At 67.9% G+C, this 25,107-nt stretch carries 23 protein-coding genes, 1 tRNA gene and 1 pseudogene; 12 read left to right on the top strand and 13 right to left on the bottom strand.

Annotated features, from left to right (window positions below):
• Positions 1-24: 24 nt before the first annotated feature.
• Positions 25-600 (top strand): TetR/AcrR family transcriptional regulator, encoded by a 576-nt coding sequence (locus ACIHAX_RS10155; RefSeq protein ID WP_397276900.1) that lies wholly within the window; start codon positions 25-27, stop codon positions 598-600.
• A 460-nt stretch (positions 601-1,060) separates the two neighbouring features.
• On the opposite strand, the gene ACIHAX_RS10150 is transcribed toward ACIHAX_RS10155, so the two are convergent.
• Entirely contained in the window at positions 1,061-1,876 is an 816-nt protein-coding gene (locus ACIHAX_RS10150; RefSeq protein ID WP_364429563.1) for a hypothetical protein, read from the bottom strand.
• 376 nt (positions 1,877-2,252) lie between these two features.
• Positions 2,253-2,870: a TetR/AcrR family transcriptional regulator gene (locus tag ACIHAX_RS10145; protein WP_397276898.1), complete on the bottom strand. Its 618-nt coding sequence runs from the start codon at positions 2,868-2,870 to the stop codon at positions 2,253-2,255.
• Positions 2,871-2,932: 62 nt separating this feature from the next.
• Between ACIHAX_RS10145 and ACIHAX_RS10140 the strand changes: the two genes are divergently transcribed.
• The 3 genes from ACIHAX_RS10140 (at position 2,933) to ACIHAX_RS10130 (ending at position 4,733) form a co-directional block, all read left to right on the top strand.
• Positions 2,933-3,814: an SDR family NAD(P)-dependent oxidoreductase gene (locus ACIHAX_RS10140; protein WP_397276896.1), complete on the top strand. Its 882-nt coding sequence runs from the start codon at positions 2,933-2,935 to the stop codon at positions 3,812-3,814.
• A gap of 243 nt (positions 3,815-4,057) precedes the next feature.
• Positions 4,058-4,408, top strand: a complete 351-nt coding sequence (locus ACIHAX_RS10135) for a hypothetical protein (protein WP_397276894.1) — start codon at positions 4,058-4,060, stop codon at positions 4,406-4,408.
• 61 nt (positions 4,409-4,469) lie between these two features.
• Entirely contained in the window at positions 4,470-4,733 is a 264-nt protein-coding gene (locus ACIHAX_RS10130; RefSeq protein WP_364429631.1) for a hypothetical protein, read from the top strand.
• Positions 4,734-5,213: 480 nt separating this feature from the next.
• Here the strand turns inward: ACIHAX_RS10130 and ACIHAX_RS10125 are convergent.
• The 7 genes and pseudogenes from ACIHAX_RS10125 to ACIHAX_RS10095 all read right to left on the bottom strand — a co-directional run bounded on the left by ACIHAX_RS10125 (position 5,214) and on the right by ACIHAX_RS10095 (position 13,358).
• Positions 5,214-5,286 (bottom strand) — tRNA-Ala (locus tag ACIHAX_RS10125).
• Between the two features lie 682 nt (positions 5,287-5,968).
• Entirely contained in the window at positions 5,969-6,706 is a 738-nt protein-coding gene (locus tag ACIHAX_RS10120; protein WP_397276892.1) for a DsbA family protein, read from the bottom strand.
• An 892-nt stretch (positions 6,707-7,598) separates the two neighbouring features.
• Positions 7,599-8,777 (bottom strand): annotated as a pseudogene (locus ACIHAX_RS10115) (MFS transporter); the annotation flags it as partial.
• Positions 8,767-10,410, bottom strand: a complete 1,644-nt coding sequence (gene pgm, locus ACIHAX_RS10110) for a phosphoglucomutase (alpha-D-glucose-1,6-bisphosphate-dependent) (protein WP_355077830.1) — start codon at positions 10,408-10,410, stop codon at positions 8,767-8,769. The gene pgm and the pseudogene ACIHAX_RS10115, both read right to left, overlap by 11 nt.
• Before the next feature lie 47 nt (positions 10,411-10,457).
• The gene (locus ACIHAX_RS10105; protein WP_364431692.1) at positions 10,458-10,757 is read right to left on the bottom strand and encodes a hypothetical protein; all 300 of its coding nucleotides are present in this window, start codon (positions 10,755-10,757) and stop codon (positions 10,458-10,460) included.
• Positions 10,754-11,116 carry a DUF190 domain-containing protein gene (locus tag ACIHAX_RS10100; RefSeq protein ID WP_355077832.1) on the bottom strand — a complete coding sequence of 121 codons (363 nt, stop codon included), beginning with the start codon at positions 11,114-11,116 and terminating at the stop codon, positions 10,754-10,756. Before ACIHAX_RS10100 ends, ACIHAX_RS10105 begins: the two co-directional genes overlap by 4 nt.
• Before the next feature lie 742 nt (positions 11,117-11,858).
• Positions 11,859-13,358 carry an MFS transporter gene (locus ACIHAX_RS10095; RefSeq protein ID WP_364431688.1) on the bottom strand — a complete coding sequence of 500 codons (1,500 nt, stop codon included), beginning with the start codon at positions 13,356-13,358 and terminating at the stop codon, positions 11,859-11,861.
• Positions 13,359-13,475: 117 nt separating this feature from the next.
• On the opposite strand from ACIHAX_RS10095, the gene ACIHAX_RS10090 reads away from it, so the two are divergent.
• Together ACIHAX_RS10090 and ACIHAX_RS10085 are read left to right on the top strand one after the other, a co-directional pair.
• Positions 13,476-14,156, top strand: a complete 681-nt coding sequence (locus tag ACIHAX_RS10090) for a TetR/AcrR family transcriptional regulator (protein WP_355077834.1) — start codon at positions 13,476-13,478, stop codon at positions 14,154-14,156.
• Between the two features lie 54 nt (positions 14,157-14,210).
• Complete coding sequence (locus ACIHAX_RS10085; RefSeq protein ID WP_355077835.1) at positions 14,211-15,509, top strand: D-arabinono-1,4-lactone oxidase; 1,299 nt, start codon at positions 14,211-14,213, stop codon at positions 15,507-15,509.
• 19 nt (positions 15,510-15,528) lie between these two features.
• Here ACIHAX_RS10085 and ACIHAX_RS10080 read toward each other — a convergent pair whose 3' ends face one another.
• Entirely contained in the window at positions 15,529-16,284 is a 756-nt protein-coding gene (locus ACIHAX_RS10080; RefSeq protein WP_356960962.1) for a Sir2 family NAD-dependent protein deacetylase, read from the bottom strand.
• A 107-nt stretch (positions 16,285-16,391) separates the two neighbouring features.
• Here ACIHAX_RS10080 and ACIHAX_RS10075 point away from each other — a divergent pair, with 107 nt between their 5' ends.
• The 3 genes from ACIHAX_RS10075 to ACIHAX_RS10065 all read left to right on the top strand — a co-directional run bounded on the left by ACIHAX_RS10075 (position 16,392) and on the right by ACIHAX_RS10065 (position 18,763).
• Positions 16,392-17,303 carry an oxygenase MpaB family protein gene (locus ACIHAX_RS10075; RefSeq protein WP_397276889.1) on the top strand — a complete coding sequence of 304 codons (912 nt, stop codon included), beginning with the start codon at positions 16,392-16,394 and terminating at the stop codon, positions 17,301-17,303.
• 602 nt (positions 17,304-17,905) lie between these two features.
• Positions 17,906-18,319, top strand: a complete 414-nt coding sequence (locus ACIHAX_RS10070) for an arsenate reductase ArsC (protein WP_364431674.1) — start codon at positions 17,906-17,908, stop codon at positions 18,317-18,319.
• Positions 18,320-18,373: 54 nt separating this feature from the next.
• Positions 18,374-18,763 carry a VOC family protein gene (locus ACIHAX_RS10065; protein ID WP_355077839.1) on the top strand — a complete coding sequence of 130 codons (390 nt, stop codon included), beginning with the start codon at positions 18,374-18,376 and terminating at the stop codon, positions 18,761-18,763.
• Here ACIHAX_RS10065 and ACIHAX_RS10060 read toward each other — a convergent pair.
• Positions 18,760-19,464 carry a helix-turn-helix domain-containing protein gene (locus ACIHAX_RS10060; RefSeq protein WP_397276886.1) on the bottom strand — a complete coding sequence of 235 codons (705 nt, stop codon included), beginning with the start codon at positions 19,462-19,464 and terminating at the stop codon, positions 18,760-18,762. The two genes, ACIHAX_RS10065 and ACIHAX_RS10060, sit on opposite strands and share 4 nt — an antisense overlap.
• A gap of 73 nt (positions 19,465-19,537) precedes the next feature.
• Positions 19,538-20,239 carry a TetR family transcriptional regulator gene (locus tag ACIHAX_RS10055; RefSeq protein ID WP_397276884.1) on the bottom strand — a complete coding sequence of 234 codons (702 nt, stop codon included), beginning with the start codon at positions 20,237-20,239 and terminating at the stop codon, positions 19,538-19,540.
• Positions 20,240-20,324: 85 nt separating this feature from the next.
• Here ACIHAX_RS10055 and ACIHAX_RS10050 point away from each other — a divergent pair, with 85 nt between their 5' ends.
• A complete protein-coding gene (locus tag ACIHAX_RS10050) occupies positions 20,325-21,494 on the top strand; it encodes an FAD-dependent monooxygenase (RefSeq protein WP_397276882.1) in 1,170 nt (389 codons plus the stop codon).
• A gap of 25 nt (positions 21,495-21,519) precedes the next feature.
• Here ACIHAX_RS10050 and ACIHAX_RS10045 read toward each other — a convergent pair whose 3' ends face one another.
• Positions 21,520-22,014 carry a hypothetical protein gene (locus tag ACIHAX_RS10045; protein WP_355077843.1) on the bottom strand — a complete coding sequence of 165 codons (495 nt, stop codon included), beginning with the start codon at positions 22,012-22,014 and terminating at the stop codon, positions 21,520-21,522.
• Positions 22,015-22,721: 707 nt separating this feature from the next.
• Between ACIHAX_RS10045 and ACIHAX_RS10040 the strand changes: the two genes are divergently transcribed.
• Entirely contained in the window at positions 22,722-24,116 is a 1,395-nt protein-coding gene (locus ACIHAX_RS10040; protein WP_397276880.1) for a bifunctional lysylphosphatidylglycerol flippase/synthetase MprF, read from the top strand.
• A gap of 23 nt (positions 24,117-24,139) precedes the next feature.
• Positions 24,140-25,078, top strand: a complete 939-nt coding sequence (locus ACIHAX_RS10035) for a threonine/serine dehydratase (RefSeq protein WP_397276878.1) — start codon at positions 24,140-24,142, stop codon at positions 25,076-25,078.
• Positions 25,079-25,107: the final 29 nt, after the last annotated feature.

The raw sequence follows: 25,107 nt of genomic DNA, 5'->3' as shown, positions 1-25,107 counted from the left end.
TCCAGTTATTACCGGGAGGCGCGCATGGCGGCCGAGACCTTGCGGGCCGATGCCCGCAGCAACCGCGACCAGATCGTCGCGGCGGCGTTGATCCTGTTCCGCGACAAGGGTATTGACGTGTCGATGAAAGAGGTCGCCGACCATGCCGGTGTCGGCGTCGGCACGCTCTACCGCCGCTTCCCCGACCGCGACGCACTCATCTCCGCCGCCGCGCACGCCTACCTGACCGATCTCGCCGACCGTTGCGCCGCAGCGGCCCGCGAGGAGCGCGACGCCTGGTCGGCGCTGGGCCGTTTCCTGCGCGAATGCGCCCTCGCCGACGTCGGCGCGTTCGCCTCCTCGGTGGAACCCGCCCTGCACACGCGCATACAGGCCGATCCGGTATCGACTCAGGTGCGCGCGACGGTCACCGACTCCATCGCTCGACTCGTGACGCGAGCCCACGACGACGGCACACTCCGCTCCGACGTCGACGCCGCCGATATCGCCCGGCTGATGACCGTGCAGATCTACACACGGCCCACCGAAGACCGCACCGTCGCAGTGGGGCGCGTCGTCGATCTGCTACTGGACGGCATCAGGAGTGCGACGCACCCCTGAACCCTGCCTCACGAATGTCTCATCATGTCCCAAAACCACCGAAAGCCTCCCCGACTACGGGTCGGCAGCCGATGGGCTACCGGGCCACTGTCCGGCGAAGAACTCACCTTCGTGCGGGCCCGGCGCACTGACACAAACTCGGTCTAATTCGCTGGGATCGGTGGTGATGAGCGCGTTTTCGGTTGGTGCCGCCCACGGACTCGCAGAGGCGACGGTATTCGTCCTCGGGGTCGATCACGACCTGCTCGATCCCGCGATACGGCCCCCCAGAACGGCGACACGGCCACGTTCCCGGCCACCGGCTATGAACCCGACACCGCCGCCCCCGTGCAGACCGGCTGGATCGAACAGGCCATCGATCGCACCAAATAGGCCCCGCAATAGACGAACAGCGAACAGCCGGTGGCGTCGAGCAGATGCTCGGCCCACCGGCTGTCTCGGCACAAGCTCGGGGACTGGACTACTCAGTCAATGCACTCTGCCTGTCCTGGGCTTCGTGATGTCCGAGCGCGATCTGGTGACGCGGTCTGAATTCCGGAGACACCGCTTCCACCTCGTTCTGTTCCCAACCACGCTCGTGCGGGTCTGGCACCCATAGACCTTCTATGAACTCGCTCCTCTCCGACAACTCTCGAGCACGCTGAACGAAGTCCCCCAGCGATGAACGATTCGCCTGGAAAGTTGAACTGCCCGTGGGATAGAACTCAAGGCCGCCTTGCAGGATGTGGTCGAGCTCAGCGCACAGCCCGCACGCGATATCGCCCTCCGCGAGCGGCGTGGCGCAGAATTGCAGGTAGAAACCGATCCTCTCCAAGAGCGGCTCGGAGATGAGGAAGGGGCGTGGACGGTGAGCGAGGTGCAGCAGCGCGAGCCTCGCACACGTCGTCGCATCAGCACGGCTCGGAACGCTGATGTCGGCCGGCCGCAGCCTGCGCAATGGCTGCATGCGCAGCCGCATCACCTCGTAGCCCCTCCCGACGTCGGGGTACTTGGTGATGTCACGGCGCTCGTGGTGGCGGTGCCAATACTCTCCGTCGTACTCGACAATCAGGTCGTACCGGCGGTTGTTACCGACGAGGCTTCGCCAGCCCTCACCGATGCGTCGCAGGCGCTCGCCCTCGATCGAGAACACCATGTCTGGCCGCACCCAACCCGGTGGTCCGAGGACACCTTTTCCGAGGATCACGTTCAGCGCGGCGAAGACATCGATCTCCGAGACCGACGCTCCAGGCTTCGGTCCCCCACTCAACGGCCCGCGATATCGCCCACCGAACATAGGCGCCACCGTAGGACCAAGGGCTGACATATCGGCGACTGTGGCTACATCGGTGCACCGTGACGCTCGAACCGCGCTCTGGATCATTCCCGGCCACCAGGGAACCACCCCGGCGGGCCTCCACCATTTCCTCGCACGCACAAATGGCGAATTCAGTGTGTTCTGAGCCATTTTACTCGCACGGCCCCGCCGCTCTTAGACCAGCTCGCCGACTGACGGAAACAACGCAAGCTATGCTGGCAGGCCATGTTCCGCTCTATGTGGAACACGACAATATTCCAACGAAGCCGTCGCCGCGCAAATTCACACGTAGGTCGTGTTGCGAAGTAGGTGGTCGTGGGGTCGGTGTGGGCTGTCGGCCGCGATCCGTTCGACGTCATCGATCCGTGCGAGCAGCCTGTGTCTCGACACAGGCGACGGCGGCGTCGAGGGCCGCCTCCAGCGGTGCGGGCTCGCGCTGGGCCCGGGAGACGAGCATGCCGCCCTCGTAGGCGGTGACGACGACGAGCGCCAGGCGGTCGATATCGGTGTCCTCGCGCAGTTCTCCCGCATCGCGCATGGCGGTGAGGCCATCGGCCACGGCGGCGGTGAGGCGGCGTAATCCGGCGGCCACCAGTTCGAGGAGTTCCGGATCGGTATCGGGGATGTCCTCGGCGAACGAGGCCAGCGGACACCCCGTGCGACAGCCGGTCGCGCGCGCGGCGGCGACCACCGCATCCCGCCACGCGCGCAGATCATGCAGCGAGCGCATCTCGAGCAGCCACTTGTTGGCGACCACGACCTCCGTGCTCGATTGAATGACCGCCGCCAGCAGATCCCGTTTGTTGTCGAAGTAGTGATAGAGCTGCGAGGCGCTGACGCCCGCCTCGTACTGGATCGCCTCCATCGTGGTGCCGTGCGCACCGTTCGCGAGCATCAGGCGCGCGGCGGCGTCGACGATCCTGGCGCGGCTACGCAGTCCTTTGGCGGTCAGGGTTTCGGTAGACGCAGGCATTGGGAATCTCCGGACTCGATTTTGGTATTGCCATTCCATTCTGCGCTCCGAGAATGAGAGCAATGGACACAACGAATCCATTGGCGGTCCCGTCGGCTTCGACCGCGCTGGTGACCGGAGCGACGAGCGGTATCGGATTCTCGGCCGGTCGCGCGCTGGCGCGGCTCGGCTGGACCGTACTGGTGCACGGGCGCAGCGGGGAGCGTGCGCGGGAGGCGGCAGCGCGCATGGGCGACGTGCCCGGCGGTCTGATCCCCGTCGATGCCGACCTCGAAACACGGTCGGGAGTGCGGCGACTGGTCGATCAAGTGCACCGCGCCGCACCGGACGGTCTCGGCGTCCTGGTCAACAACGCGGGCGCCGCGTTCGATCGGCACGGCCTCACCGCGGACGGCGTGGAACGGACCGTCGCCGTCAACCACCTGGCGGCCGCCGGACTTGCCCACAGCCTGGAGTCGATCATGAAACCGATTGGCGGACAGCCTAATTCATTGCCGAAGGTGATCATGATGACCTCGTATCTGGAAGCGCGGGCCCGCCCGATCGAGGACTGGGCATTGCCGGGGGAGTGGACACAGATGCGCGCGTACGCGTCGAGCAAACTCGCCAATCTCGCCTATACCTACGCACTGGCCGAGCGGTGGCGTGACCGGATCGAGGTATACGCGGTGGACCCGGGGGCCGTGCGCACCGGATTCCAGCGCAGCGCGGGCGGTCCGCTGCACCTGATCGGCCTCGTCGGCGCACCGTTGATGACCTCACCGGAGCAGCCGGCGCGCACGGTGGTCGCGACGGCCACCCGACCCGCCCACCCGAGCGGCAGCTATATCCGTGCGGTCCGCGCCGTGGACACCGGACGTGCGAAGCTGTCCTCGGCCCGCTCCCGCGATCATGCCTACCAACGCGACGTCTACGACGCCACCCAGCGCTTCCTGGGCGGCTAACAGTACTCCCCAAAAGACCGGCCAGGTCTACCGCGCGCTTCTCCGGATACTCAGGCCCGGGGACATCGAAAGAATCCCATTCGGAAGTGAGGAGAAGAAGTGATACCACCATGCGAAAGATGCAGCGAGCCAGCCGTCTTTTCGGTCCAGGAGCCCGGCGCCGACCTGGGGCTAGTCCGCTTCTGCACGACATGCCTGGTCAGCTTCGCCAACGCCCAGCTAGCAAAAAAGAACCGCGAGGTAGTGGACGCCTTTCTCGAGTATGGCTCCGCGCGAAAGGCGGAGGAGCATCACGCGGACTTCGCCAGGGGGATCGGCGAAGTACTCGACATCGAGGCGGGGCTGGCCATGGCCGAAATTCTGAACCAGGAGGTGAAAGTACCCGAGGGCGACGGCTTCTGTCTGTCCATGGACACCAAGGATGGACACCACTTCGAGATCGTCGGCGAATCGGAGGACAGCGACATCCTGAGCGCACTCATCATGGCCGAGGACTGGGTAGTCGACTTCGACTTGACCCCCAAGGAGGTCGAGTTCTTCCGGAACGCGCTGGATGCCTGGATCGAGCACCGCCGTGGCAACAAGGCCACCTGAGAGCGCCTGACAGGTTCGTTTGAGTGGCGGTGATTATCGTTGCGGCGCAGTATATTTCGTCATGACGGCACCGCGGATTGTCGACTTCTCCGCCGAGATCTACCGCTCCTACGCCCGCAACGCCGAGCAGTTCCTCGCCGACGAGCCGATCGACCTGCCCGCGAACAGCGGCCGTGCGGTCATCCGCCGACGGGGGATGCCGTACACGACGATCGACAATCCGGCGGAGGTCGATCCAGATGAGGTTTTCACGCTCGACATGATGGTGCTGCAGCACTGCGTGGACGCGGTGATCGAGGGGACGCGAGAACGCGCCAGCGAGTAACGGCGACGGAAATGACTGCACACGCGTCGAGTCTGGGTGCGAGTCCCAGAGGAGGCAATTCATCTGGGCTGGTAGATCAACCGCAGTGTCGGGACCAGCCAGCGGCAGCGGGTTTCGCGCCAACGCGCGTACCAATCCCTGTCGGGACTGCTGAACCGGACCCCACGCTCAGCGTGGGTAGCCCGTCCAACAGCACAACGGGTGTGGTGCGGAGCCCTATGGGGAACGCACCAACAACATCCATACCCGCTCGTCTGCCAGTGACATTGTTTCATCACAACCGCGCGGCATCCGTGCGGCTGGTGACGGCAATCAGCTACCGATCGGGACACCTGGTTGCGGCGGATACAGCGGCAGAGCAGGACCGCGATAGGCAGCACCGGCGAACGGGACCTAAAACGAAACGGGGGGTAAATGCGGGGCTAGACAAATAAAACAGGTCAGACCCGGTCGTAGACCGGGCCTGACCTGCTATTTAAGTGGAGCTAAGGGGACTCGAACCCCTGACCCCCACACTGCCAGTGTGGTGCGCTACCAGCTGCGCCATAGCCCCTGATTGTCGCGCTCCGGGTGTCCCCGCCGCGCTTGAATGAAGTTACACCAACGGTGTGTCGGCAACCAAATCGCCTCGATTCGGGGGTGACAGGAGGCGGCGGTTGAGGTTAGTATCGAACATGTGTTCGAATCGATTTCGATCGTGCGGGGTGTGGGGAGGTAGGCGGTTGGACGCTCGGGTTGGGCAGAGCAGATGGGGTTGCTGGTTTGTTCGTTCCCGAGTGTCCAGCGGTCGTCTGGTGCGAGTCGGATGTACGTGAGGGTGTGGGCGTTGCAGTGCCGGACAGGGATGTGCCGATCGGTCGGCACGTTCGCGGATCGGGACGAATGCCGAAACAGCCAGCGGTACAGCCGGTCTCGTCACTGGACATGGAGACATCTCGAGGCGCGGTCCAGGACAGGGGGCCGGATCGCGCTGTCGAGTGCGCGGGCCGGGTGGCGGCAGGTGGAGCCGTTGCCCGGTCCCAGGCCAACTGAAAGCTCGGCGATGGCGATCTCGGGGGCTGGGGATGTCGGGTCGCGCCGTCGAGTGGGCCGGGGCGTCGATTTGGTGGAGTCGGCGTTCCGGCCCTTCCGTTCGCCGCGAGACCGCATCGCCTTGCCGAGTCCGTGGCGGATCGGCGCTTCGTGGGGAAAACACCGGAGCCCGCTCTACCGGGAACAGCGCAGGCGTCCGCTGCTCAACGGGTGAGCGAGGCCACCCAGTTCTCGTCGTTGGTGTCGACCTTGGTCGTGCCGTCGAAGACCGCGGGTGTGGCCGCGGAGCCGCCCAGTGCCGCGCCGAGCGCCGCCGTCTGCGCCATGGCGCTGCTGCGGGCGGACTCGACCTTGGCGCCGGTGGCGATGCATTGCCGCACGGACTCGGCGGCCCCGGCGTCGCCCGCAATAGCGGCGAGTTCCTCGTTGCTCAGGTCGGCGCCGCCTTCGCTGGGGCGCTTGGTGGTGAACAGTTCGGTGTGGAACTTGGAGTAGACCGGGCCCGAATCCGCCTCGGCCACACACTGGTTCGCCGCGATGGCGCGGGTGGAGTAGTCCTTGCTCCGCGAGCGGGCGTCGAGGAAGTTCACCAGGCGATAGCGGACCGCCAGCGCGCCCTCATCGATCTTCTGCGCGATCTCTTGACCGTAGATGCGCTCCAAGCTGCCGCAGCCGGGGCACAGCGGGTCCTCGAAAATGTCGATGGTCTTCTTCGCGTCCGGGCGGCCGAGCAGGATCGAACCGTTCTGCTCGAGCACCGAGTGCACCGCCTCGTTCCGCACCGAACCGTAGCCGTCGTTGCGGACGGCCGCGTCGTCCCGCCCCCAGCGGATCGCCGCGATGACGATCACCACGATCAATACGAGAGCGACCGCACCGAGCGCATAGGTGGTCGCACTGGACATCGGCCGGGGCGTGTACTTCGAACGCGATTCGCTCACATTGACACTTTGCCGCAACGAACCGTCATCCCCGCCGCCGGGCCACCGATCCGATCTCCGCTGACCACCCGTGCGCGCCGGACCTGGCCAGCGGCAAACGGCACGGCCACGCGTTCGGTTCTGTCCTCGCATGGGCTTCGCACTTCGATCGCTCGACAGCGGATGGAATGCGACCGTCGTCGCCGACCTCGTACCGGCTCGGCAGCGATGGTTCCGGCGGCCGGGCTTCGGTGCTCAGCGGCGCGGCACTCGTCGCGGCCCTGCGAGCTTCGTCCACGTCCGACCGTGGCGGGTTCGCCGATGGCATCGGCCGCTGCGCGGGTGAGACCTGGGCGACCTGCGCGCGACTGCGCTGGTGACCGCATGTCACGACCGGACGCTCGCCTCCCAGCGCCTGGCGACGCCAAGCGGTCCCGCCTCGACAGGCGCTGTGCCGCAGGTGACGGCTTCAGCGCCTGCGGCGGGTTCGCCGCACCGGCCGCGGACGTTTGCCACGGGACATCGGTCGCCCCGGGGTGCTCGGGTACGGGGTTGCGTCCGAGTCGACGACCGCCGTACCCGGCGCGGTCCGCGACGGTCCGGTATCGGCCGCCGTACCACGACGATCACCGCTCACAACCGACGGAGGGCTCCCCGTTCCATCGGATTCAGCAGCCGTCCCGACGCCATTCGCCGTCGATCGGCGACGACCAGCCACCGCACGGGCGTCTTTGACGCCCGCTGCGCGATCACCCGGAAGCTCGGCAGACTCGGCCACCGCCGGCACCGGGCTGTCGGCGACCGGCGCGCCGGACACCTCGTTCAGCGCACGCTCGATACGAGCAGCGCGCCGCTCGGTGTCGTCCGCTCCGCCGGAACGTTCGGACGGGATCTCCGAGGGAACCGAACTTCCCCGCCGCAACGGCTCGGGCACCACAGCCCAGACGAGCGCGGCGACAGCGAGCAAAGCACCGGTCACACCGAGCGCGAGTTCGTAGGACACCTGCTGCGCCAGGGCGCCCACGGCGACCGGACCGATGACGGTGCCGAGGTCGGCGGCCATCTGGAAACCGGCGAGCACCGGGCCGCCGCGCGCCTTGGGCCCGATGATGTCGGCGACGGCCGCCTGCTGGGTCGGCGTGAACATGCCGGACCCGAGCCCGGCCAGGAACGAGGTGGCGAGCAGCCACGGGAGGCCGGTCGCCAGGCCGAGCCCCGCCGTTCCCGCCGCACACACCAGCGAGCCGACGATCACGAACGGTTTGCGCCCCCACCGGTCGGACAGTCGCCCCGAGGCGAACAGCACCGTGACGTTCCCCGCGGCGAACACGGTCAACGCGACACCGGCCATACCCGGCGCCTGGTGCAGCACCTCGACGACGAGCAGCGGCACCAACGCCATCCGGACACCGAACACGGCGGCCCCATTGGCGAAATTCGACAGCAACACCGCCCGGTACTCCGGCCGCGCCAACCCCTCGCGGAAGGACATCATGCGAACACCGCCGACGGGCTCCGGCGCGGCCAGTTCCGAATGCCGCAAGCTCAGGTACACCACCACGCTCACGGCGAGCAACGCGACGGCGTAGATGACGAACGGCCAGCGCAGCCCGAGTCCGGACAACCCGCCACCGACCAGCGGCCCGCTCACCGAGCCGACCAGGAAGCTGGTGGACCACAACCCGGAGACCCGGCCGCGCTGCTCGGGCGGGGAGATGCGGATGACGAGCGCCAGCGACGACACGGTGAACATGGTCGATCCGATGCCGCCGAGCGACCGCAACAGCATGAGCTGCCAATAGCTCTGCGCCAACGCGCTGGCGCCGGTGGACACCGCGACGATCAGCAGCCCGCCGAGATAGACCGAGCGCTCCCCCAGCCGCTGCACCAGCCGTCCGCTGAGCGGCGCGAACAGCAACCGCATCAGCGCGAACGCGGACACGATCGCCGAGGCGGCCGCCACGCCGACGCCGAAGCCGCGCGCGAACTGCGGCAGCACCGGGGCGACCAGACCGAACCCGATGGCGATGACGAACGCGCCCCCGACCAGCACCCAGATCTCGGTGGGCAGGGGCTTGGATCTACCGGTCACCGGACAGCGCCTGCCCAACCAATTCCTCCGCGGCCGTCTGCACCTCGGCGAGGTGCTCCGGGCCGTGGAACGATTCCGCGTAGATCTTGTACTTGTCCTCGGTGCCGGACGGGCGAGCGGCGAACCACGCGTTCTCGGTGGTCACCTTGAGACCGCCCAGCGGCGCTCCGTTGCCCCGCGCCCTGGTGAGCACGGCGGTGACCGGCTCCCCGGCGACCTCCTTCGTGGTGATCATGTCCGGAGTCAACTTCGCGAGCAGCTCTTTCTGTTCCGCGGTGGCCGGTGCGTCGATCCGCGCGTAGGCGGGGCTGCCGTAGCGGCGTTCGAGTTCGACGTAGCGCGCCGACGGGCTCTGCCCGGTGACCGCGGCGATCTCGCCCGCGAGCAGGGCGAGCAGGATGCCGTCCTTGTCGGTGGTCCAGACCGTGCCGTCCATCCGCAGGAACGACGCGCCCGCGCTCTCCTCGCCGCCGAAGGCCAGGCTGCCGCTGAACAATCCGGGAACGAAGAACTTGAACCCCACGGGCACCTCGTGCACGTCGCGCCCGAGCACGGAGACCACCCGGTCGATCATCGACGACGTCACCGCGGTCTTGCCGATCTTGGTCAGGGCGTCCCACCCCATCCGGTTGGCGACCAGGTATTCGATGGCCACCGCGAGGAAGTGGTTCGGATTCATCAACCCGCCGTCGGGCGTGACGATGCCGTGGCGGTCGGCGTCGGCGTCGTTGCCGGTGGAGATGTCGTAGTCGTCCTTGATCGCGATCAGCGAGGCCATCGCGTAACGGGAGGACGGGTCCATCCGGATCTTGCCGTCGCTGTCGAGCGTCATGAACCGCCAGGTGGGGTCCACGAAGGGATTGACCACTTCGAGCTCGAGGTCGTAGCGCTGGCCGATCTCCTCCCAATAGTCGACGCTGGCGCCGCCCATCGGGTCGGCGCCGAGGCGGATGCCCGCGCCGCGGATCGCGTCCAGGTTCAGCACGTTGGGCAGGTCGTCGATGTAGTGGTCGAGGTAGTCGTAGCGTTCCACGCCGGTGGCCAGCGCGCGCTCCAGCGTGGTGCGCTTGACCCCGGTGAGCCCGTCGCGCAGCAGTTCGTTCGCGCGTGCGGCGATGGCGTCGGTGGCCGTGTTGTCGGCCGGGCCCCCGTGCGGCGGGTTGTATTTGAAGCCGCCGTCGCGGGGCGGGTTGTGCGACGGGGTGACCACGATGCCGTCGGCCTGATGCTTGGCGCCGCCCCGATTGTGGCGCAGCACAGCGTGACTCAGCGCCGGCGTGGGGGTGTAGCGGTCGCGCGCGTCGATCACCGCGGTGACGTCGTTGGCGGCGAGCACCTCCAGCGCTGTGGTCCAGGCGGGCTCGGACAGCGCGTGTGTGTCCCTGGCCAGGTAGACCGGCCCGGTGATGCCGCGGGTGGCGCGATACTCCACGATCGACTGGGTGATCGCGAGGATGTGCGCCTCGTTGAAGGCGCCGTCCAGGCTGGAGCCGCGATGTCCCGATGTGCCGAACGTCACCCGCTGGGCCGGATCGTCCGTATCCGGAACACGGCTGTAGTACGCCGTCACCAGGTGTGCGATGTCTTCCAGATCGGTGGGACGTGCGGCACGCCCGGCTCGATCGTGGGCCATGCTCGGGTCTCCCTTCCGTATCGGCTGCGCCCGGCTCGTCATCAGGATCATGTCCACGACCGCCCGGTCACCGCCGACCCCACGGCCACGTCGTTCATGTCGGCCGCCGGCCGGAACGACTCGCAGCCCTCCATGCTGAACGTGGTCGGCACGGTGCGGAAGCCCGCTTCCGCGGCGGCGAGCGGTCGGTCACCCGCCGGCGCGCCGCTCAGATCGCCGAGCCGCGCCGAACCGACAATGGTAACGGCCGACGTGCCCGGCGGCATCGGCGAGGCGAAATCCGCTGGTGCCGCGAGGGCTACGGGAGAACCGGCCGGGGCATCGGGCTTGCCGCGGGGTCTGGTCATCGCTCACCTTCCTGCCACTGGTCCACCGGTGCCAATGTGACGTTGACCGAGGTGAACAGTTCGGCGTTCCGCTCGACGAAGGCGCGCAGGCGTTCGAAATCGTCGACCAGCACCAGCATCAGCGGAAGGTGGTCGGCGATATCCAGGATCCGGGTGGTGTGCACATGCGAGGACGCGCCGTATCCCTCGATGCCGCGCCACACGCTGGCGCCCGCCAGGCCGCTGTCTCTGGCCCGGCGCACGATCTCGTGATACAGGGGCGTGTGCCGCCATTTGTCGTCCTCGTCGAGCAGCACGGTGAGCCGTGCCGCGGGCCGCCACCGTCCCGCCGCGGCGGCATCCGCTTGCGAACCACTCATGCCTGCCCCCTTCCGTCGTGCCGTTCCCGTCGATCGCCGAGCCGAACCAGGTACTCACCGTGCCATGCCCGCGCCGGGCTCCGACGCCCCGGCTACGCCACCGCCACCCCCGGGGCGGACGAGCGCGGGAAGTGCCGCGCCCGGTCCGAGGAGTCTACGAACCTCGCGGGTGGGGTGGAGAAGGTGGTGCGACCGCCGGGTGCGCCGATACCGAGAAGGGTGCACCGCAGCCCCTTGGCTACCCACACCGAAGCGGTCGGAATCATCGGGTTTCCGATTGCAAAGCATCCCATGACATTTACCGCGTACGCCGGGTAGAGGACCGCCCACCTCTGCACGAGACCGGATCGAGCACAATGCCGATGGCGTTCAGCAAAGCCCGCCACATCTACTTACCTCGTATTTTGCACCAATAATGGTGATTCGGGAGCGCTTTGCCGTGTGCGGCGGACGAGCACCGCGTGTCGTGCGCGATAATCGGCGAAGGGCTCCGCGATCCGGATCATTGCCGCAGCCCATGGCGGAAGACTCGTCCCCACACCGGAGTAGAGCGCCAGGAGTGGCCGATCGGGCAACCGCAGAGCACAGTCCCGCCACCCCTCCTCGCGATGGCACCGCCGCGCTCGCCGACGAACCCGGGATCGCCCGGCTCGGACAGCGACGACGGCCGCCGCCCCCGCGACGGAATCGCGGGGACGGCGGCCGCTGTGCCGGAAACCGGATCGGCGGTACCGCACTCGGTTCAGTGGGCGAGCACCGGCTCTCCCTCGGCGGGCACCGGCGCCGTGCTCGGCATGAGCACCGCGGTGAGGATGCCGCCCACCACGAAGATCGCCGTGGCCCACCAGAAACTGGTGGTGTAGCTCTCGATCGCGGACTGGGCGATGGTGAGCGGGTCCGGGGTGCGGGCGGACAGGTAGTCCGTGGCCGCGGACGCCGCGATGGTGCTCAGCAGCGCGGTGCCGATCGATCCACCGACCTGCTGGCTGGTGTTGATCATGGCCGAAGCCACGCCGGCGTCCTCGTGCTGGACGCCCGAGGTGGCGCCCTGGAAGGCGGTCGACATCGAACCGCCGAGGCCGAACCCGAGCAGGATCAGCGCGGGCAGGATGTGGGTGACGTAGCCGGTGTCCAATCCGATCCGGGTCAGCCACGCCATGCCCGCCGCCGCGATCAGGAAGCCACCGCTGACCACGACCTTCGGGCCGAGTTTCGGCAGCAGCAGCGACGGGCCGGTAGTCGAGGAGGCCACCATGGCGGCGACCATCGGCAGGAACGCCACGCCGGTCATGATCGGCGAGTAGCCCAGGGTCAGCTGCATGTAGTAGGTGAGGAAGAGGAAGATCGCGAACATCCCGATGCCCATGACGAAGACCGTCAGGTAGGAGGTGCCGCGCATCCGGTCGAGCACGATCCGCACCGGAAGCAGCGGGTGCGCGACCCGGGTCTCCAACCAGGCGAACACCGCGATCAGCGCCGCACCGCCGAGCAGGAACGCCAGGGTGACGCCGTTGGTCCACCCGTCCGATTCCGCGTGCGAGAACCCGTAGACGATACCGAACAGGCCCGCGGTGACCACCACCGTGCCGGGGATGTCGAGCTTGGGCCGCTCGGTGCTCGTGTGCTTGGCCAGCAACAGCACGGCCCCCACCAGGGCGACGGCGGCGAAGGCGAGGTTCACGAACATCACCCAGCGCCACGAGGCCCATTCGGTCAGTGCGCCGCCGAGCAGCAGCCCGATCGCGCCGCCGGTGCCGGCGACGGCGCCGAAGATGCCGAACGCCTTCGCCCGCTCGGACGGTTCGGTGAAGGTCACGGTGAGCAGCGAGAGCGCGGCGGGCGCCAGCAGCGCGCCGAAGACACCCTGTCCGACACGAGCCGCGACGAGCATCTCGAAACTGGTGGCCGCGCCACCGACGGCGGAGGCGACCGCGAAGCCGACCAGACCGATGATGAAGGTGGTGCGCCTGCCGAACAGGTCGCTGAGGCGTCCGCCGAGCAGCAGTAGGCTGCCGAACGCCAGGGCGTAGCCGGTGACCACCCAGGAGCGGTCGCCGTCACTGAAGCCGAGGTCCTGCTGGGCAGCGGGCAGGGCGATGTTCACCACGGTCGCGTCCAGCACCACCATGAGCTGAGCGACGCCGAGGACGGCCAGCACCCACCAGCGCAGGGCGTGCGAGCCGCGCCGCCCACTTCCCGTTCGCTCCGGGGCCGGGGCCCCGCGGTCGATCGCGGTAGTCATGTGTACCCTTTGTCTCGAGCATTGATCCGGAGAATGCTCCTCCGCTTACTCGAAGAAGCTATCACGATAACGGAGGCAACACCTCCGGTTAATCCCCGATGTTGATAGAATGGCGGTGTGAATCACGCCACGGTCGCCTCTCCACCCCGGCGCCTGCGGGCCGATGCCGCGCGCAATCAGCAGCGGATCATCGCCGCGGCGCGGGAACTGTTCGCCGATCACGGACTCGAGATCACTCTCGACGACGTGGCCGAGCGCGCCGGTGTGGGTGTCGGCACGGTGTACCGCCGCTTCGCGAACAAGAAGGAACTGATCGTCGAAGTCTTCGACCAGAACCTGAACGATTTCGCCGACGCGGCCGACGCCGCCTACCGGCATCCCGATCCCTGGTTCGGACTCGTCGAGTTCTTCGAATACGCGTGTCGGCACATGGCCACGAATCGCGGATTCAGCGAAGTCATGCTGGAACTCGAAGACGACGAGACCGACCGATTCGCGGTCGTGCGCGATCGCATCAAGCCGAAGGTGCACGCCATCTGCGCACGCGCCCGCGACGCGGGCGTGCTCGCCGACGGCATCGAGCCCTCGGATTTCTTCGCGCTGGTGCACATGGTCGACGGTCTCGCCGAGTTCGCCAGGCCGGTCAATCCCGATGTCTGGCAGCGGTATATGGCCATCATGTTGAACGGCGTGCGCGGCGACAAGACGCCGCGTCAGCATCTCGTCGTCCCCCCGCTGAGCGACGACGAGGTCGAGCACGCCAAGCAACAGCTGACCTGCAGCTGGCGCAAGAGGTAGCGAAAACGAACCGTAAGTAGCGCGGGTCACACACACTCCCGTAGAGTTGGACACATGACCAATTCGTGGGTGAACTGGGCCGGCGATCAACGCTGCGCACCCGCACTCCTCGCCACGCCGCGCTCCGTCGACGAACTGGCCGGCCTGCTCGCCGACGCCGAAGCCGACGACCGGACCGTGCGCGTCGCGGGCAGCGGGCATTCGTTCACCGACGCCGTCCTGACCGACGGCACCTTGCTGAGCCTGGCGAACCTGAACCGCGTGCTCGACGTCGACCGGGCGAGCGGCCTGGTCCGGGTGGAGGCGGGCATCAGCCTGAACGCCGCCAGCACCGCCCTGCACGAGCACGGCCTCGCCTTCCCGAATCTGGGCGACGTCGACGTGCAGACCGTCGCGGGCGCCATCGCCACCGCTACCCACGGCACCGGCGCGACTTTGCAGAACCTCTCCGCCGCGGTGCATTCGGTGGAACTGATGCAGGCCGACGGAACCCTGGCGGAACTGAACGAGCAGACCGATCCCGACGGTTGGCGCGCGGCGCGCGTCGGCATCGGCGCACTGGGCGTCGTCACCGCCCTGACGCTGCGGATGGCGCCGTCCTTCGTGCTGGAGGGCATCGAGCGACCGATCCCGGTGGAGGACGTGCTCGCCGACCTGGATTCGTTCGTCGACGGCAACGAGCATTTCGAGTTCTACATGTTCGCGCACAGCCCGCTGGCCATGACCAAGCGCAACAACCGCGTGCTCCTGCCCGAACAGCCGCGCCCCAGAGCGGTGGACTGGTTCACCGACATCTTGTTGTCCAACTACCTGTTCGACGCGCTGTGCGGCCTGAGCCGCAGGCAGCCGCGCCTGCTCCCGTTGATCCAGCGCAGCGCCGCCTACGCGGGCAGCTACCGGCGTCAGGTGGACCGCTCCTACCGGGTGTTCGCGTCGCCGCGCCTGATCCGCTTCACCGAGATGGAGTACGCGATCCCGCGCGAGCACTCCGTCGACGCGATCCGCGAGATCAAGGAACTGTCCACTCGATTCGACACCCCGATGCCCATCGAGGTGCGGTGGGTCGCGCCCGACGACGCGTTCCTGTCCCCGGCGGCCGGCCGCGACACCTGCTACATCGCGGTGCACCAGTACCGGGGCATGGACTTCGAGCCATACTTCCGCGCCTGCGAAGCGGTTTTCGACCGCTTCCAGGGCCGCCCGCACTGGGGTAAACGCCACTTCCAGACCGCCGCGACGCTGCGCGGCCGCTATCCCGACTGGGATCGGTTCGCCGAGGTGCGCCGCCGCTTCGACCCGAAAGGGCGTTTCGCCAATCCCTATCTCGACCGGGTACTCGGCCCCGTCGGCTGAACCCGGCGCACCGCAGGCTTCACTCCGGTGGATCGGCGAGGAGCTCCGCGACCAGACGGGGCACGGCCGTGCCGATGGGTTCGCGGATGATCTCGGTGGCCATGGCGTCGTACGGCGTCGGCTCGGCGTTCACGATCACCAGATCCGCGCCGCTGCGCACGGCGATGGAGCACATCGACGCGGCGGGCTCGACCTGCAACGACGTTCCGATGGCCAGGAAGATGTCGCTCGTCTCCGCGGTGAGCGCGGCCTTGGTCATGGTGCGGCGGTCCATCTGCTGGCCGAACATCACGGTGGCGGACTTGAGGATGCCACCGCAGTCCGGACACGGCGGGTCGGGTTCTCCCGCGGCCACTCGCTCCAAGGTGGCGGACATCGAGGTCTGGTAATCGCATTCGATGCAGACCACCTCGAACATGTTGCCGTGGATCTCGATCACCCGATCCGGCGATGACCCCGCCCGCTGATGGAGGCGATCGATGTTCTGGGTGATGATGGTGACCGCTCGCCCGGCCCGCTCCAAGTCGGCGAGCGCGTTGTGCGCGGCGTTCGGGACGGCCTGCCAAGCCGGATTGTCCCGCCGCGCGAGCCAGGCGCGTTCCCGCAAGCCTCCGTCGGCCACGTAGTTCTGATAGGTCGACAGCAATTCGGCGATCGGATCCTTCGTCCACACCCCGCGCGGGCCGCGGAAATCCGGGATGCCGGAATCGGTGGAGATGCCCGCGCCCGTGAGTACTCCGATCCGGCCGGTACGACTGCGCCACTCGGTCGTCATATCTGCACAGCCTAGGGGCAGCGACGAGATCGGACACGGATAGACGATGAGAGATTGTTAGGGTTATTATCTCATTGTATGAGTTCGGCCGATCAAGGGAGATCACGATGACCGCGTCCGTCGCACGCGAATCCACCGGCGCGCGTACGCTGCCGCCCCGCCGCCCGATCGAACCGGGAACCCGCATGTGGGAACAGACCGGTCTGATCACGTTCTCCCTCACCGCGGGCTCGGCCTTCCTGTTGCAAACGATGGAACCGACCATCTCCGCGGTGGTGGACGAGTACTCCACCTTCCGCACCGATCCGATGGGACGTGCCACGCGCAGCCTGGCTTCGGTGATGATGTGGGTCTACGGCGGCGACGAGGCGCTCGCCGAGGCCGACCGCCTGCGGGAGCTGCACGCGTCACTGAACACCACCGACGCCAACGGCGTGCGCCACACCGCGCTGTCCAGCGCCCCGTGGGCCTGGGTGCTGCACACCGGGACGTTCGCCTTCACCGAAAGCGCCAAGTACTTCGCCAAGCGCCCGCTCACCGCGGCGGACAAGGAAGCGTACTTCCAGGAGACGCTGCAGCTGTTGCGCAATTTCTCGGTGGCGCCCAAGGAGATCCCGGCGAACTACACCGAATTCGAGAAGTTCTTCGACGACACCGTCGCGAACCATCTGGTCGCCACCGACACCGCGCGTGATTACCTGCGGGTGATCCGCTCCGTCGCGCCGCCGAAGCAACTGCCGCGCGTGCTGCGTCCGGCCTGGAAAGCGGCGGCCGCGCCGATCGGCTGGCTGCAGTACTTCGTGACGGTCGGCACCACGCCCGAGGTTGCGCGCCAGAAGCTCGGCCTGACCTGGACCGCGGCCGACGAGCGCAAGCTCCGGATGCTCGGCCGGCTGATCGCGCGACTGGTGCCGCTGCTGCCGGAGCGGTTGCGTTACTTCCCGATCGCCTATGAAGCCCGCCGCCTCGAACGCGATCGTCAGCGGCTGCGCAAGATGATCGACCTGCGTCCGATCTGATCCGCCTCCGGGAAATAATCCCTTCTCCGGTGGACATGCGCGGCGGGCGAGACGATTCGATCCCCGCGGCCATGACATTCCGCTGATTCGCGCGTGTACCCCGGTCGACCTCGCATCGACCGGGGTACACGTGTCGGCGGTGCAAGAGACCGAAGCGCGTTCGGCGATGTGATATCGCGCGTTGCGTAGTGATCCGCATAACAGCGGCTACCGGGGTTATGCCCGCACGTCCTGAGCCTGTGCGCTCGCCGGATCGAATCGCGTATCGTCCCGCGCTGCCGAAAGCTCGCGAACCGCAACGTCTCTGGATGCCGCGGCCTTCCTCGTGCCTTCCGGTGCGCCCCTTCGGGCGAACACTCCTGCGCTACCGTCCAGTCCCCTCCGGCATGCGAGTACGCGGCGGCGGCGCGATCTCGGATTCGGGCTCTGACCTGCGATCACCGTACGCGCGCGCACACGAAGGCACGGCGCGCCGTAACGATTCACGGCTCGCTGGTATACGTATCTCATACGCTCCGAAAGCGTTTCGGCTCACCCAGCCGGGCGGCCGGTCCGCCAGCCAGCACACTTATGCTCCACCTTGCACATCGAAAGGCGTTCCCATGTCCCACAAGCCCAGTGTGCTGTTCGTCTGCGAACACAACGCGGGCCGTTCGCAAATGGCCGCCGGGTTCCTCACCGCCCTCGCGGGCGACCGGTTCGATGTGCGGTCGGCGGGCAGCGCACCGGCCGACGCCCTGAACGCCACGGTGGTGGACGCCATGGCCGAGATCGGCATCGATATCTCAGGACACACCCCCAAGCCGCTCACGATGGACGCGATCGGCATCTCCGACGTGGTGGTCACCATGGGCGCGGGCGACGCCTGCCCGTTCTTCCCCGGCATCAGCTACCGCGACTGGATGCTGCCGGATCCCGCCGACCAGACCATCGATGTGGTGCGCACGATCCGCGACCACATTCGCATCCTGGTGGAGAATCTCATCGCCGAACTGGTCCCCGCACCCGCGCGGTAGGCGCTGTCCGATTCGTTCAAGACGCGCCCGCGCGGCACTGCCTACGCTGCCGGCATGACACCACAACTGGATGTGATCGGCATCGTCGTCCGCGATATGGCCGCCGCGGTGACCTTCTACCGCCGCCTCGGTCTCGACTTCCCGGACGGCTCGGAACACGAGGGGCATGCCGAGGCGGCTCTGCCCAACGGCCTGCGGCTCACGCTGGACACCGAAACCGTCATCCGCTCCTTCCATGCCGACTGGACGCCGTCGACCGGAGCGGGCCGACTCGGAATCGCCTTTCGCTGCTCGGATCCCGCTGAAGTCGACGCCGTCTACGCCGAACTCGTGGACGCTGGATACCACGGCGAACTGAAGCCGTGGGACGCCTTCTGGGGGCAGCGCTACGCGGTGGTGCAGGACCCGGACGGCAACGGCGTCGACCTGTACGCCGCTCTCTAGGACTGAGCGAGGAGCTTTCCCAGCGGGATCCCGGCCAGCGCGCGCACCTCGCGCGACAGGTGCGCCTGGTCGGCGAAACCGGCTCGCGTCGCGGTTTCGGCGAGCGGTACGCCCTGGCGTGCCGTCCCCAGCGCGCGTTGCAAGCGCAGCACCCGCGCAAGGGTTTTCGGGCCGTAGCCGAAGGCATCCAGGCAGCGGCGGCGCAGGGTCCGCTCGCCGAGCCCGGCCGTGTCGGCGACCGCCGCCACCGGCCACCCGGCGTCGAGCGCGCCGACCAGCTTCCGCAGGAGCGGATCTGCCGGTTCGGTCTCGGCCGCGCGCCGGCGCACGAGGTGTTCCAGCGCTGCCGCCTGATCTCCGGCACCCGCGATCCGGTCGACCAGCGGCCGGACCATCGCCGACGGCCACAGCTGAGCCAGATCGACTCGCCGGTCACGCAACTCGCACGCCGGGACGCCGAGCAACGCGGGCGCGGTTCCCGGGAAGAACCGGACGCCGAGATACCGGTCGCCGGACGTTCCACCGGGATAGTGGGCACGGGTGTCCGGTCCCGCGACGACCAACCGGTCGTTCATCCAGATCAGATCCATGCAGCCGTCGGGCAGCACCGGCAGCGCGGAGCCACTGGCGTCGACGGTCTTGGTCCACAACACGGCGCCCGCGTACCTCGACGGCCGCTCGCGGTAGGCGGCATCGTCCATGCCGCCGACGCTACCCCGGGCCTCCGACGAACACGAGCGGCTTGTCTCAAAAATATCGTCTCAATAAGACGATTTATTTGAGATAGCGGTACAGCGTCGCCCGGGAGACACCCAGCTCCCGGGCGATGTCCGGGACGCTGCGGCGCTCCGTGTCACGCATCCGCCGGGCGAGTTCGATCCGCTCCTCGGTCATCGCCGCGGGCCTTCCCCTGGACGCCGACGCGGGCGGCGTCCGGTCCGCGGGCGCCAACAGCAGGCGCACTCCTTCCAGCACCTCGGCACGCAACTGTTCGACCGGAGCCTCGGCGTACAACACCACGGGGTCACTGAGCCCGGCCACCGCCTGGATGGCCCGAACGCGCTCCGCGAAGGTGGCGTCCGGGCCCGCCACCAGGATGTTCGCCTGCATCATGGCCTTGCTGAACCGCTCGAAAATGGTTCCTGGAGCGGCCAATGCCAGGTCGCGGACATTGAGCCGGAGCAGATAGCGATGCGTGAGGAACACGTCGAGCAACCCTTCGATCACGCGACGGCGCGCCTCGCAGGGATCCGGGTCGGCCGCCTCGGCGACGACACGTTCCATGGTGAGGAGCAACGGTTCGGCCAAACCGGCCAGGATGTCGTACTTGCTCGGGTAGTGGTACAGCACGCCCGCCTTGGAGATGCCCAGCTGCTCGGCGATCGCGCGTACCGAGGTGCGGTGGTAACCATGCGTCCCGAACAGGTCCATGGCCACCTCGAGGATGCGCGCGCGGGTGGTCGTCTCGTCGCTCACGGTACAGATCCTACCTGTTGACTGACCGATGGTCAGTGTCTTACATTCATGACTGACCAACGGTCAGTCGACGAAGGAGGCACTCATGGCCCACGAACCCCGCATTCTCATCTCCGGCGCGAGCATCGCCGGACCGACGCTCGCGTACTGGCTGGTGCGCAACGGCTTCCGGCCCACGGTGGTCGAGCGCAGCCCCGCACTGCGCCCGGGCGGCAACGGCGTCGACATCCGCGCCAATTCGGTGCGGATCGCGGAGCGCATGGGCGTGCTGCCGCGGCTGCGCGAACGAGCCACCGACATCCGCGAGTTGACCTTCGTCGACGCCGCCGACCGCCGCGTCGCGGGCATGAGCACCAGCACCTTCAACGGGGACGGCGACCTCGAGATCATGCGCGGCGACCTGGCCCAGGTGCTGTACGAGGCGACCGCCGACGACGTCGAGTTCAGCTTCGGAGATTCGATCGCCGCGATCGATCAGCACGAGGGCGGCGTCGAGGTGACCTTCGACAGCGGCAAGCAGGCCGAATTCGACTTGGTTCTCGGCGCCGACGGATTGCATTCGCGGACAAGGAATCTCGCCGTGACACCCGAGGCGGACGCGCTGCACCACCTCGGTGTGTACTTCGCCACCGCGCGTATCGACACCGAGCTCGGACGTCCGCACTCGGTGACGCTCTACAACACGCCGGGGAAGGTGGCGGGCGTCTACCGCTCGGGGAGCCACGACACCGCGACGGCCTTCTTCGCCTTCCGCGAGGACCGCGTGCTCGAGGTCGACCACCGCGACCAGGATGCCCAGAAAGCCCTGCTGCGCGAGTATTTCGACGACCAGGCCTGGCAGGTGCCCACCCTCCTCGACCAGGCCACCGCCGACGACGGCTTCTATTTCGACGCGGTGAGCCAGGTCCGCATACCGGCGTGGTCGAAGGGGCGGGTCGCGCTGGTCGGCGACGCCGGTTACTGCGCGACGCTGCTGTCGGGCGCGGGCGCGGCGCTGGCCATCGAGGGCGCACATCTGCTCGCGACCGAGCTGGCCGCAGCGGGCGGTGACCATCGGATCGCCTTCCGCCGCTATGAGCAAGCCCTGCGTCCGACCGTGCTGCGGGCACAGCGTTCGGTGCGGGCGAGCAGTTCCATGCTGATTCCGGCCACCGGCGGCCGCATCTGGTTGCGCAACCAACTGACTCGCCTGATGGTGTTGCAGTCCCTCGCGTCTCGCGTCTACCGGCCGGTCGAGGTGCGCGCCGCCGCCTGAACAGCCGGGCACCGCGCCGGTGCGATCAGCGCTGCGGCGGCGCGATCGGGACGATCTCGCGCGGCACGACGCGCAGATACGGATCACGATGAGCGGCAGCGATCTTCGACTCCGCGTCCCGGCAACCCACGGTGACGTCGCTGTTCGGGGCAGAGGAGAACGTCCACACCGTCACCCATTCCGTCCCGCCGAACGTCTCGGTCTTCTTCGCGTCCGACGAGCGCAGATCTTCATTCCGGCCGGAACTATCGGTGACTGTGCAGCGAATACCGCCGACGGCTTGCCCCCAAGCGGCGGGAGCCCGGATATCGAGCACCGCATCGGCCGGCACCGGAACTTTCTTTACTTCACCCAGCAATATCCGGAGCCCGCCGTCCGCCGCCTCGTCGTCGCGCGCTCCGGCCGTCGTGGCCGGAGCGCTCGAGGCGGCACCGACGGTCGTCGAGGTCGCCGCCGACCCCTCCGAAGGATCGTCGGAACACCCGGACACAGCAGCGACTACCAGCGCGGCAATCGCCATCCAGCTCAGTTTCACAGTCGGACCTCTCGTCGCGCCCACTCCTCAGGCGGTTGGTTCGGATCAGCCAGGCACTGAGCATGACAACGGGACAGCGGAAAATCGCGGATACACGCCGAGGAATCAGCAATCGGGCTGCAATCGACCGAATCAGCCCCCAAGAGAAAGAAATAGGGTTGAATTGTCGATTTGCTTCGATCATGCTCCGCGCACATTCGGGCAATCGGTCTGCAGCCGAGGATTCTCCTATGTCGTCGCGCGGGCGCACATCGCGCGGCCGGCATCGCACCGGTTGACCGCCGAAATCCGACCTCGGAGCCCCGATGATTTCGCCCGTGACGTCGGCTGCGACCTTCGGCGATCGGATCGCGGCCCGCCCGGACAGCCCGCGCCACCACGCGGCGGGCATCACGGCGGAACTGCTGGTCGCTCACGCCGATCAGGACGGTCCACGCCACCCGATCGGATCGCACGACTGGAAGCGGCCCTGGCGAAGGAATAAAACGGGATTCATCCGATGTTTGCCCCTGGGGGCGGCACGTGCCCTGCGTCCGGCTCGGTTCGTGCCCCCGGGCTACCCGACGGTTCGGAAAGGCATTTCCCCTGGACCGTCGGGTGCGCATAGTGTGTTCGGTAGGCGATCATCTGGAGGGCCACCATGGCGAAACTGTCGTGGGTAGCGAAGCGCGCGGGCAGAGCGGAGCCCGCTCGTGCCTGACGGTCAGGGAACCTCCAGCTCGCGCACACTGCGCGCCACCACCCTCAGCGGCTACCGGGAAGCCGCTTTCACCACCACGCCCGCCGCGCGCGCCACGCTGATCACCCTGGCGCTGCTGATCGCGGTGATCCTGGCCTACGAGGCCAACGCCACCTCGAACGAGACCGTCGACCACGGTTGGTTCGTCGCACTCGCGCTGTCCGGCGTCTTCGTCGCGCGAGGGCTGCACCTGCGCAGGCCGATCACGCTTCCGCACCTCACCGCCGCGGTGCTGGTGCTGGCCGTCGCGCATCTGGCCTACCGCGCCGAGCATCCCGGCGCCGGATTCGTGCTGCTGGCCGCCACCGGCTTCGTTCTGGTGCTGCCGATAGCCAGCAAACCGCAGCCCGACCAGCTGTACCGAGTGGCAGAACTGGTCGGCCGCACCGAGGGCGATGCGCTGGCGCCGTTCGCCTTGCACTCGTCGAAGACCTACTTCTTCAACTCGTCGTCGACCGCCGCGATCGGCTATCGCGCTCGCTTCGGCATCGCCGCCGTGGCGGGCGACCCGATCGGTGATCGCGCGGCCTTCCCCGAACTGGTCGCCGCCTTCTCCGACTTCGCGGTCAACCAGGGCTGGCGCGTCGCCGTGCTGGGCGCGAGCCCGGAACTAGCGGATCTGTGGCAGGTGTGGGCGCTGGAGCATCGCGGGCTGCACGCGGTACCGATCGGCCGCGACGTGGTGCTCGATGTGGACGAGTTCGACCTCGTCGGCCGCAAGTTCCGCAACCTGCGCCAAGCCGTGAGCCGGACCAAGAATTTCGGCGTCACCACCGAGGTGGTGTACGAGTCGGCCCTCACCGAACAACGACGCGAGGAACTGCTGGCCATCGTCGACGAATGGCGGCGCGGCAGGCAGACCCGTGGCTTCTCGATGATCCTGGACCACCTGCTCGACGGACGGAATCCCAACATGCTGGTGGTCATCGCCAGCGACGCCGACGGCAATCCCGTTGGCTTCCAGCGCTACGGCATCTCGGACCGGGGCCGGGAACTGAGCCTCGACGTGCCGTGGCGGCGCAAGGACGCACCCAACGGCCTGGACGAACGCATGATCGTCGATCTGGTCGACTACGCCGCCGCGCACGATATCCACCGGATCTCGCTGGCTTTCGCCCCCTTCCCGGAACTGTTCGCCGAGAAGGACAAATCGCGCACGGCCACGCTGCTCTACGTGCTGGTGCACCTCGCCGATCCACTGATCCGGCTGGAATCGCTCTACCGCTTCCTGCGGAAATTCCACGCGCTGTCGGATCAGCGCTACGCCTTGATCCGCTGGCGCGAAGTGGTCATCGCCGCCGCCGCCCTGCTCACCCTGGAGTTCGCCCCGCACCGCCGCGAGTACTGAGCGGCACGGTACCGAGGAGTTCGATGGAACTGACGCACAGCGACGTGAAGGCCGCTGCCGAACGGGTGGCCGGGCTGGTCAGACCGGTGGCCGTGGCGCAGGCCGACCACACGGGCGAGCTGTGGTTCGCATTGGAGTTCCTGCAGCACACCGGCAGCTTCAAAGCCCGGGGTGCGCTCAACTTCTTGCTCACGCATCGCGAGAACGAGACGCTACCTCGGGTAGGCGTGACGATCGCCTCGGGCGGCAACGCCGGACTCGCGTGCGCGTGGGCAGCGCGCAGCCAGGGAATTCCCGCCACGGTGTTCCTGCCGACCACCGCGCCGCGGGTCAAAGTGGACCGGTTGACCTCCTATGGCGCCGACGTCCGCCTGGTGGGGACGCAATACGCCGACGCGCTCGCGGCCAGTCGCGAATTCGCCGACGCCACCGGCGCCCTGCTCTCCCACGCCTACGACAACCCGCTGATCGCCGCCGGTGCGGGCACGCTCATGACCGAGATCCACGAGCGCATCCCCGATCTCGGCGCCGTCGTGGTCGCCGTCGGCGGCGGCGGGCTGTTCGCGGGTGTGGCCACCGCCGCCGATCACTACGGTGTCCGGACCGTCGCCGTCGAACCGGTTCGTTGCCGCGCGCTGCACGCCGCGATCGAGGCCGAGCAGGTCGTGGACGTGGAGGTCGACTCGATCGCCGCCGACTCGCTCGGCGCCCGGCGCGCCTCGCAGCTGGCGCTGACGGCCGCACAGCGCTACGACGTGGCCTCGGTGCTGGTCGACGACGACGCGATCGTGGCGGCGCGCCGCGAGCTGTGGGCGCAGCGCCGCCTCGCCGTCGAGCACGCCGCGGCGACCGCCTTGGCGGCGATACGCGGCGCGGAGCCGGCGTTCCGACTTAGGCCCGGCGAGCGGGTGTGCGTGGTGCTGTGCGGAGCGAACACTGATCCGGCCGATCTGACCTGCTGAGAAGCCCGCCACGCCGACTGACCGTTCAT

This window comes from Nocardia sp. NPDC051929 (assembly GCF_044548645.1).
Taxonomy (GTDB): domain Bacteria; phylum Actinomycetota; class Actinomycetes; order Mycobacteriales; family Mycobacteriaceae; genus Nocardia; species Nocardia sichangensis.
This window is presented reverse-complemented; position numbering and strand designations above follow the sequence as displayed.

What these genes read in the sequence shown, in the direction of transcription:
- ACIHAX_RS10155 (WP_397276900.1), top strand. Translation starts at nt 25, where the DNA reads ATGGCGGCCGAGACCTTGCGGGCCGATGCCCGCAGCAACCGCGACCAG.
- ACIHAX_RS10150 (WP_364429563.1), bottom strand. Translation starts at nt 1,876, where the DNA reads ATGTTCGGTGGGCGATATCGCGGGCCGTTGAGTGGGGGACCGAAGCCT.
- ACIHAX_RS10145 (WP_397276898.1), bottom strand. Translation starts at nt 2,870, where the DNA reads ATGCCTGCGTCTACCGAAACCCTGACCGCCAAAGGACTGCGTAGCCGC.
- ACIHAX_RS10140 (WP_397276896.1), top strand. Translation starts at nt 2,933, where the DNA reads ATGGACACAACGAATCCATTGGCGGTCCCGTCGGCTTCGACCGCGCTG.
- ACIHAX_RS10130 (WP_364429631.1), top strand. Translation starts at nt 4,470, where the DNA reads ATGACGGCACCGCGGATTGTCGACTTCTCCGCCGAGATCTACCGCTCC.
- pgm (WP_355077830.1), bottom strand. Translation starts at nt 10,410, where the DNA reads ATGGCCCACGATCGAGCCGGGCGTGCCGCACGTCCCACCGATCTGGAA.
- ACIHAX_RS10105 (WP_364431692.1), bottom strand. Translation starts at nt 10,757, where the DNA reads ATGACCAGACCCCGCGGCAAGCCCGATGCCCCGGCCGGTTCTCCCGTA.
- ACIHAX_RS10100 (WP_355077832.1), bottom strand. Translation starts at nt 11,116, where the DNA reads ATGAGTGGTTCGCAAGCGGATGCCGCCGCGGCGGGACGGTGGCGGCCC.
- ACIHAX_RS10095 (WP_364431688.1), bottom strand. Translation starts at nt 13,358, where the DNA reads ATGACTACCGCGATCGACCGCGGGGCCCCGGCCCCGGAGCGAACGGGA.
- ACIHAX_RS10085 (WP_355077835.1), top strand. Translation starts at nt 14,211, where the DNA reads ATGACCAATTCGTGGGTGAACTGGGCCGGCGATCAACGCTGCGCACCC.
- ACIHAX_RS10080 (WP_356960962.1), bottom strand. Translation starts at nt 16,284, where the DNA reads ATGACGACCGAGTGGCGCAGTCGTACCGGCCGGATCGGAGTACTCACG.
- ACIHAX_RS10075 (WP_397276889.1), top strand. Translation starts at nt 16,392, where the DNA reads ATGACCGCGTCCGTCGCACGCGAATCCACCGGCGCGCGTACGCTGCCG.
- ACIHAX_RS10070 (WP_364431674.1), top strand. Translation starts at nt 17,906, where the DNA reads ATGTCCCACAAGCCCAGTGTGCTGTTCGTCTGCGAACACAACGCGGGC.
- ACIHAX_RS10065 (WP_355077839.1), top strand. Translation starts at nt 18,374, where the DNA reads ATGACACCACAACTGGATGTGATCGGCATCGTCGTCCGCGATATGGCC.
- ACIHAX_RS10060 (WP_397276886.1), bottom strand. Translation starts at nt 19,464, where the DNA reads ATGGACGATGCCGCCTACCGCGAGCGGCCGTCGAGGTACGCGGGCGCC.
- ACIHAX_RS10050 (WP_397276882.1), top strand. Translation starts at nt 20,325, where the DNA reads ATGGCCCACGAACCCCGCATTCTCATCTCCGGCGCGAGCATCGCCGGA.
- ACIHAX_RS10045 (WP_355077843.1), bottom strand. Translation starts at nt 22,014, where the DNA reads ATGGCGATTGCCGCGCTGGTAGTCGCTGCTGTGTCCGGGTGTTCCGAC.
- ACIHAX_RS10035 (WP_397276878.1), top strand. Translation starts at nt 24,140, where the DNA reads ATGGAACTGACGCACAGCGACGTGAAGGCCGCTGCCGAACGGGTGGCC.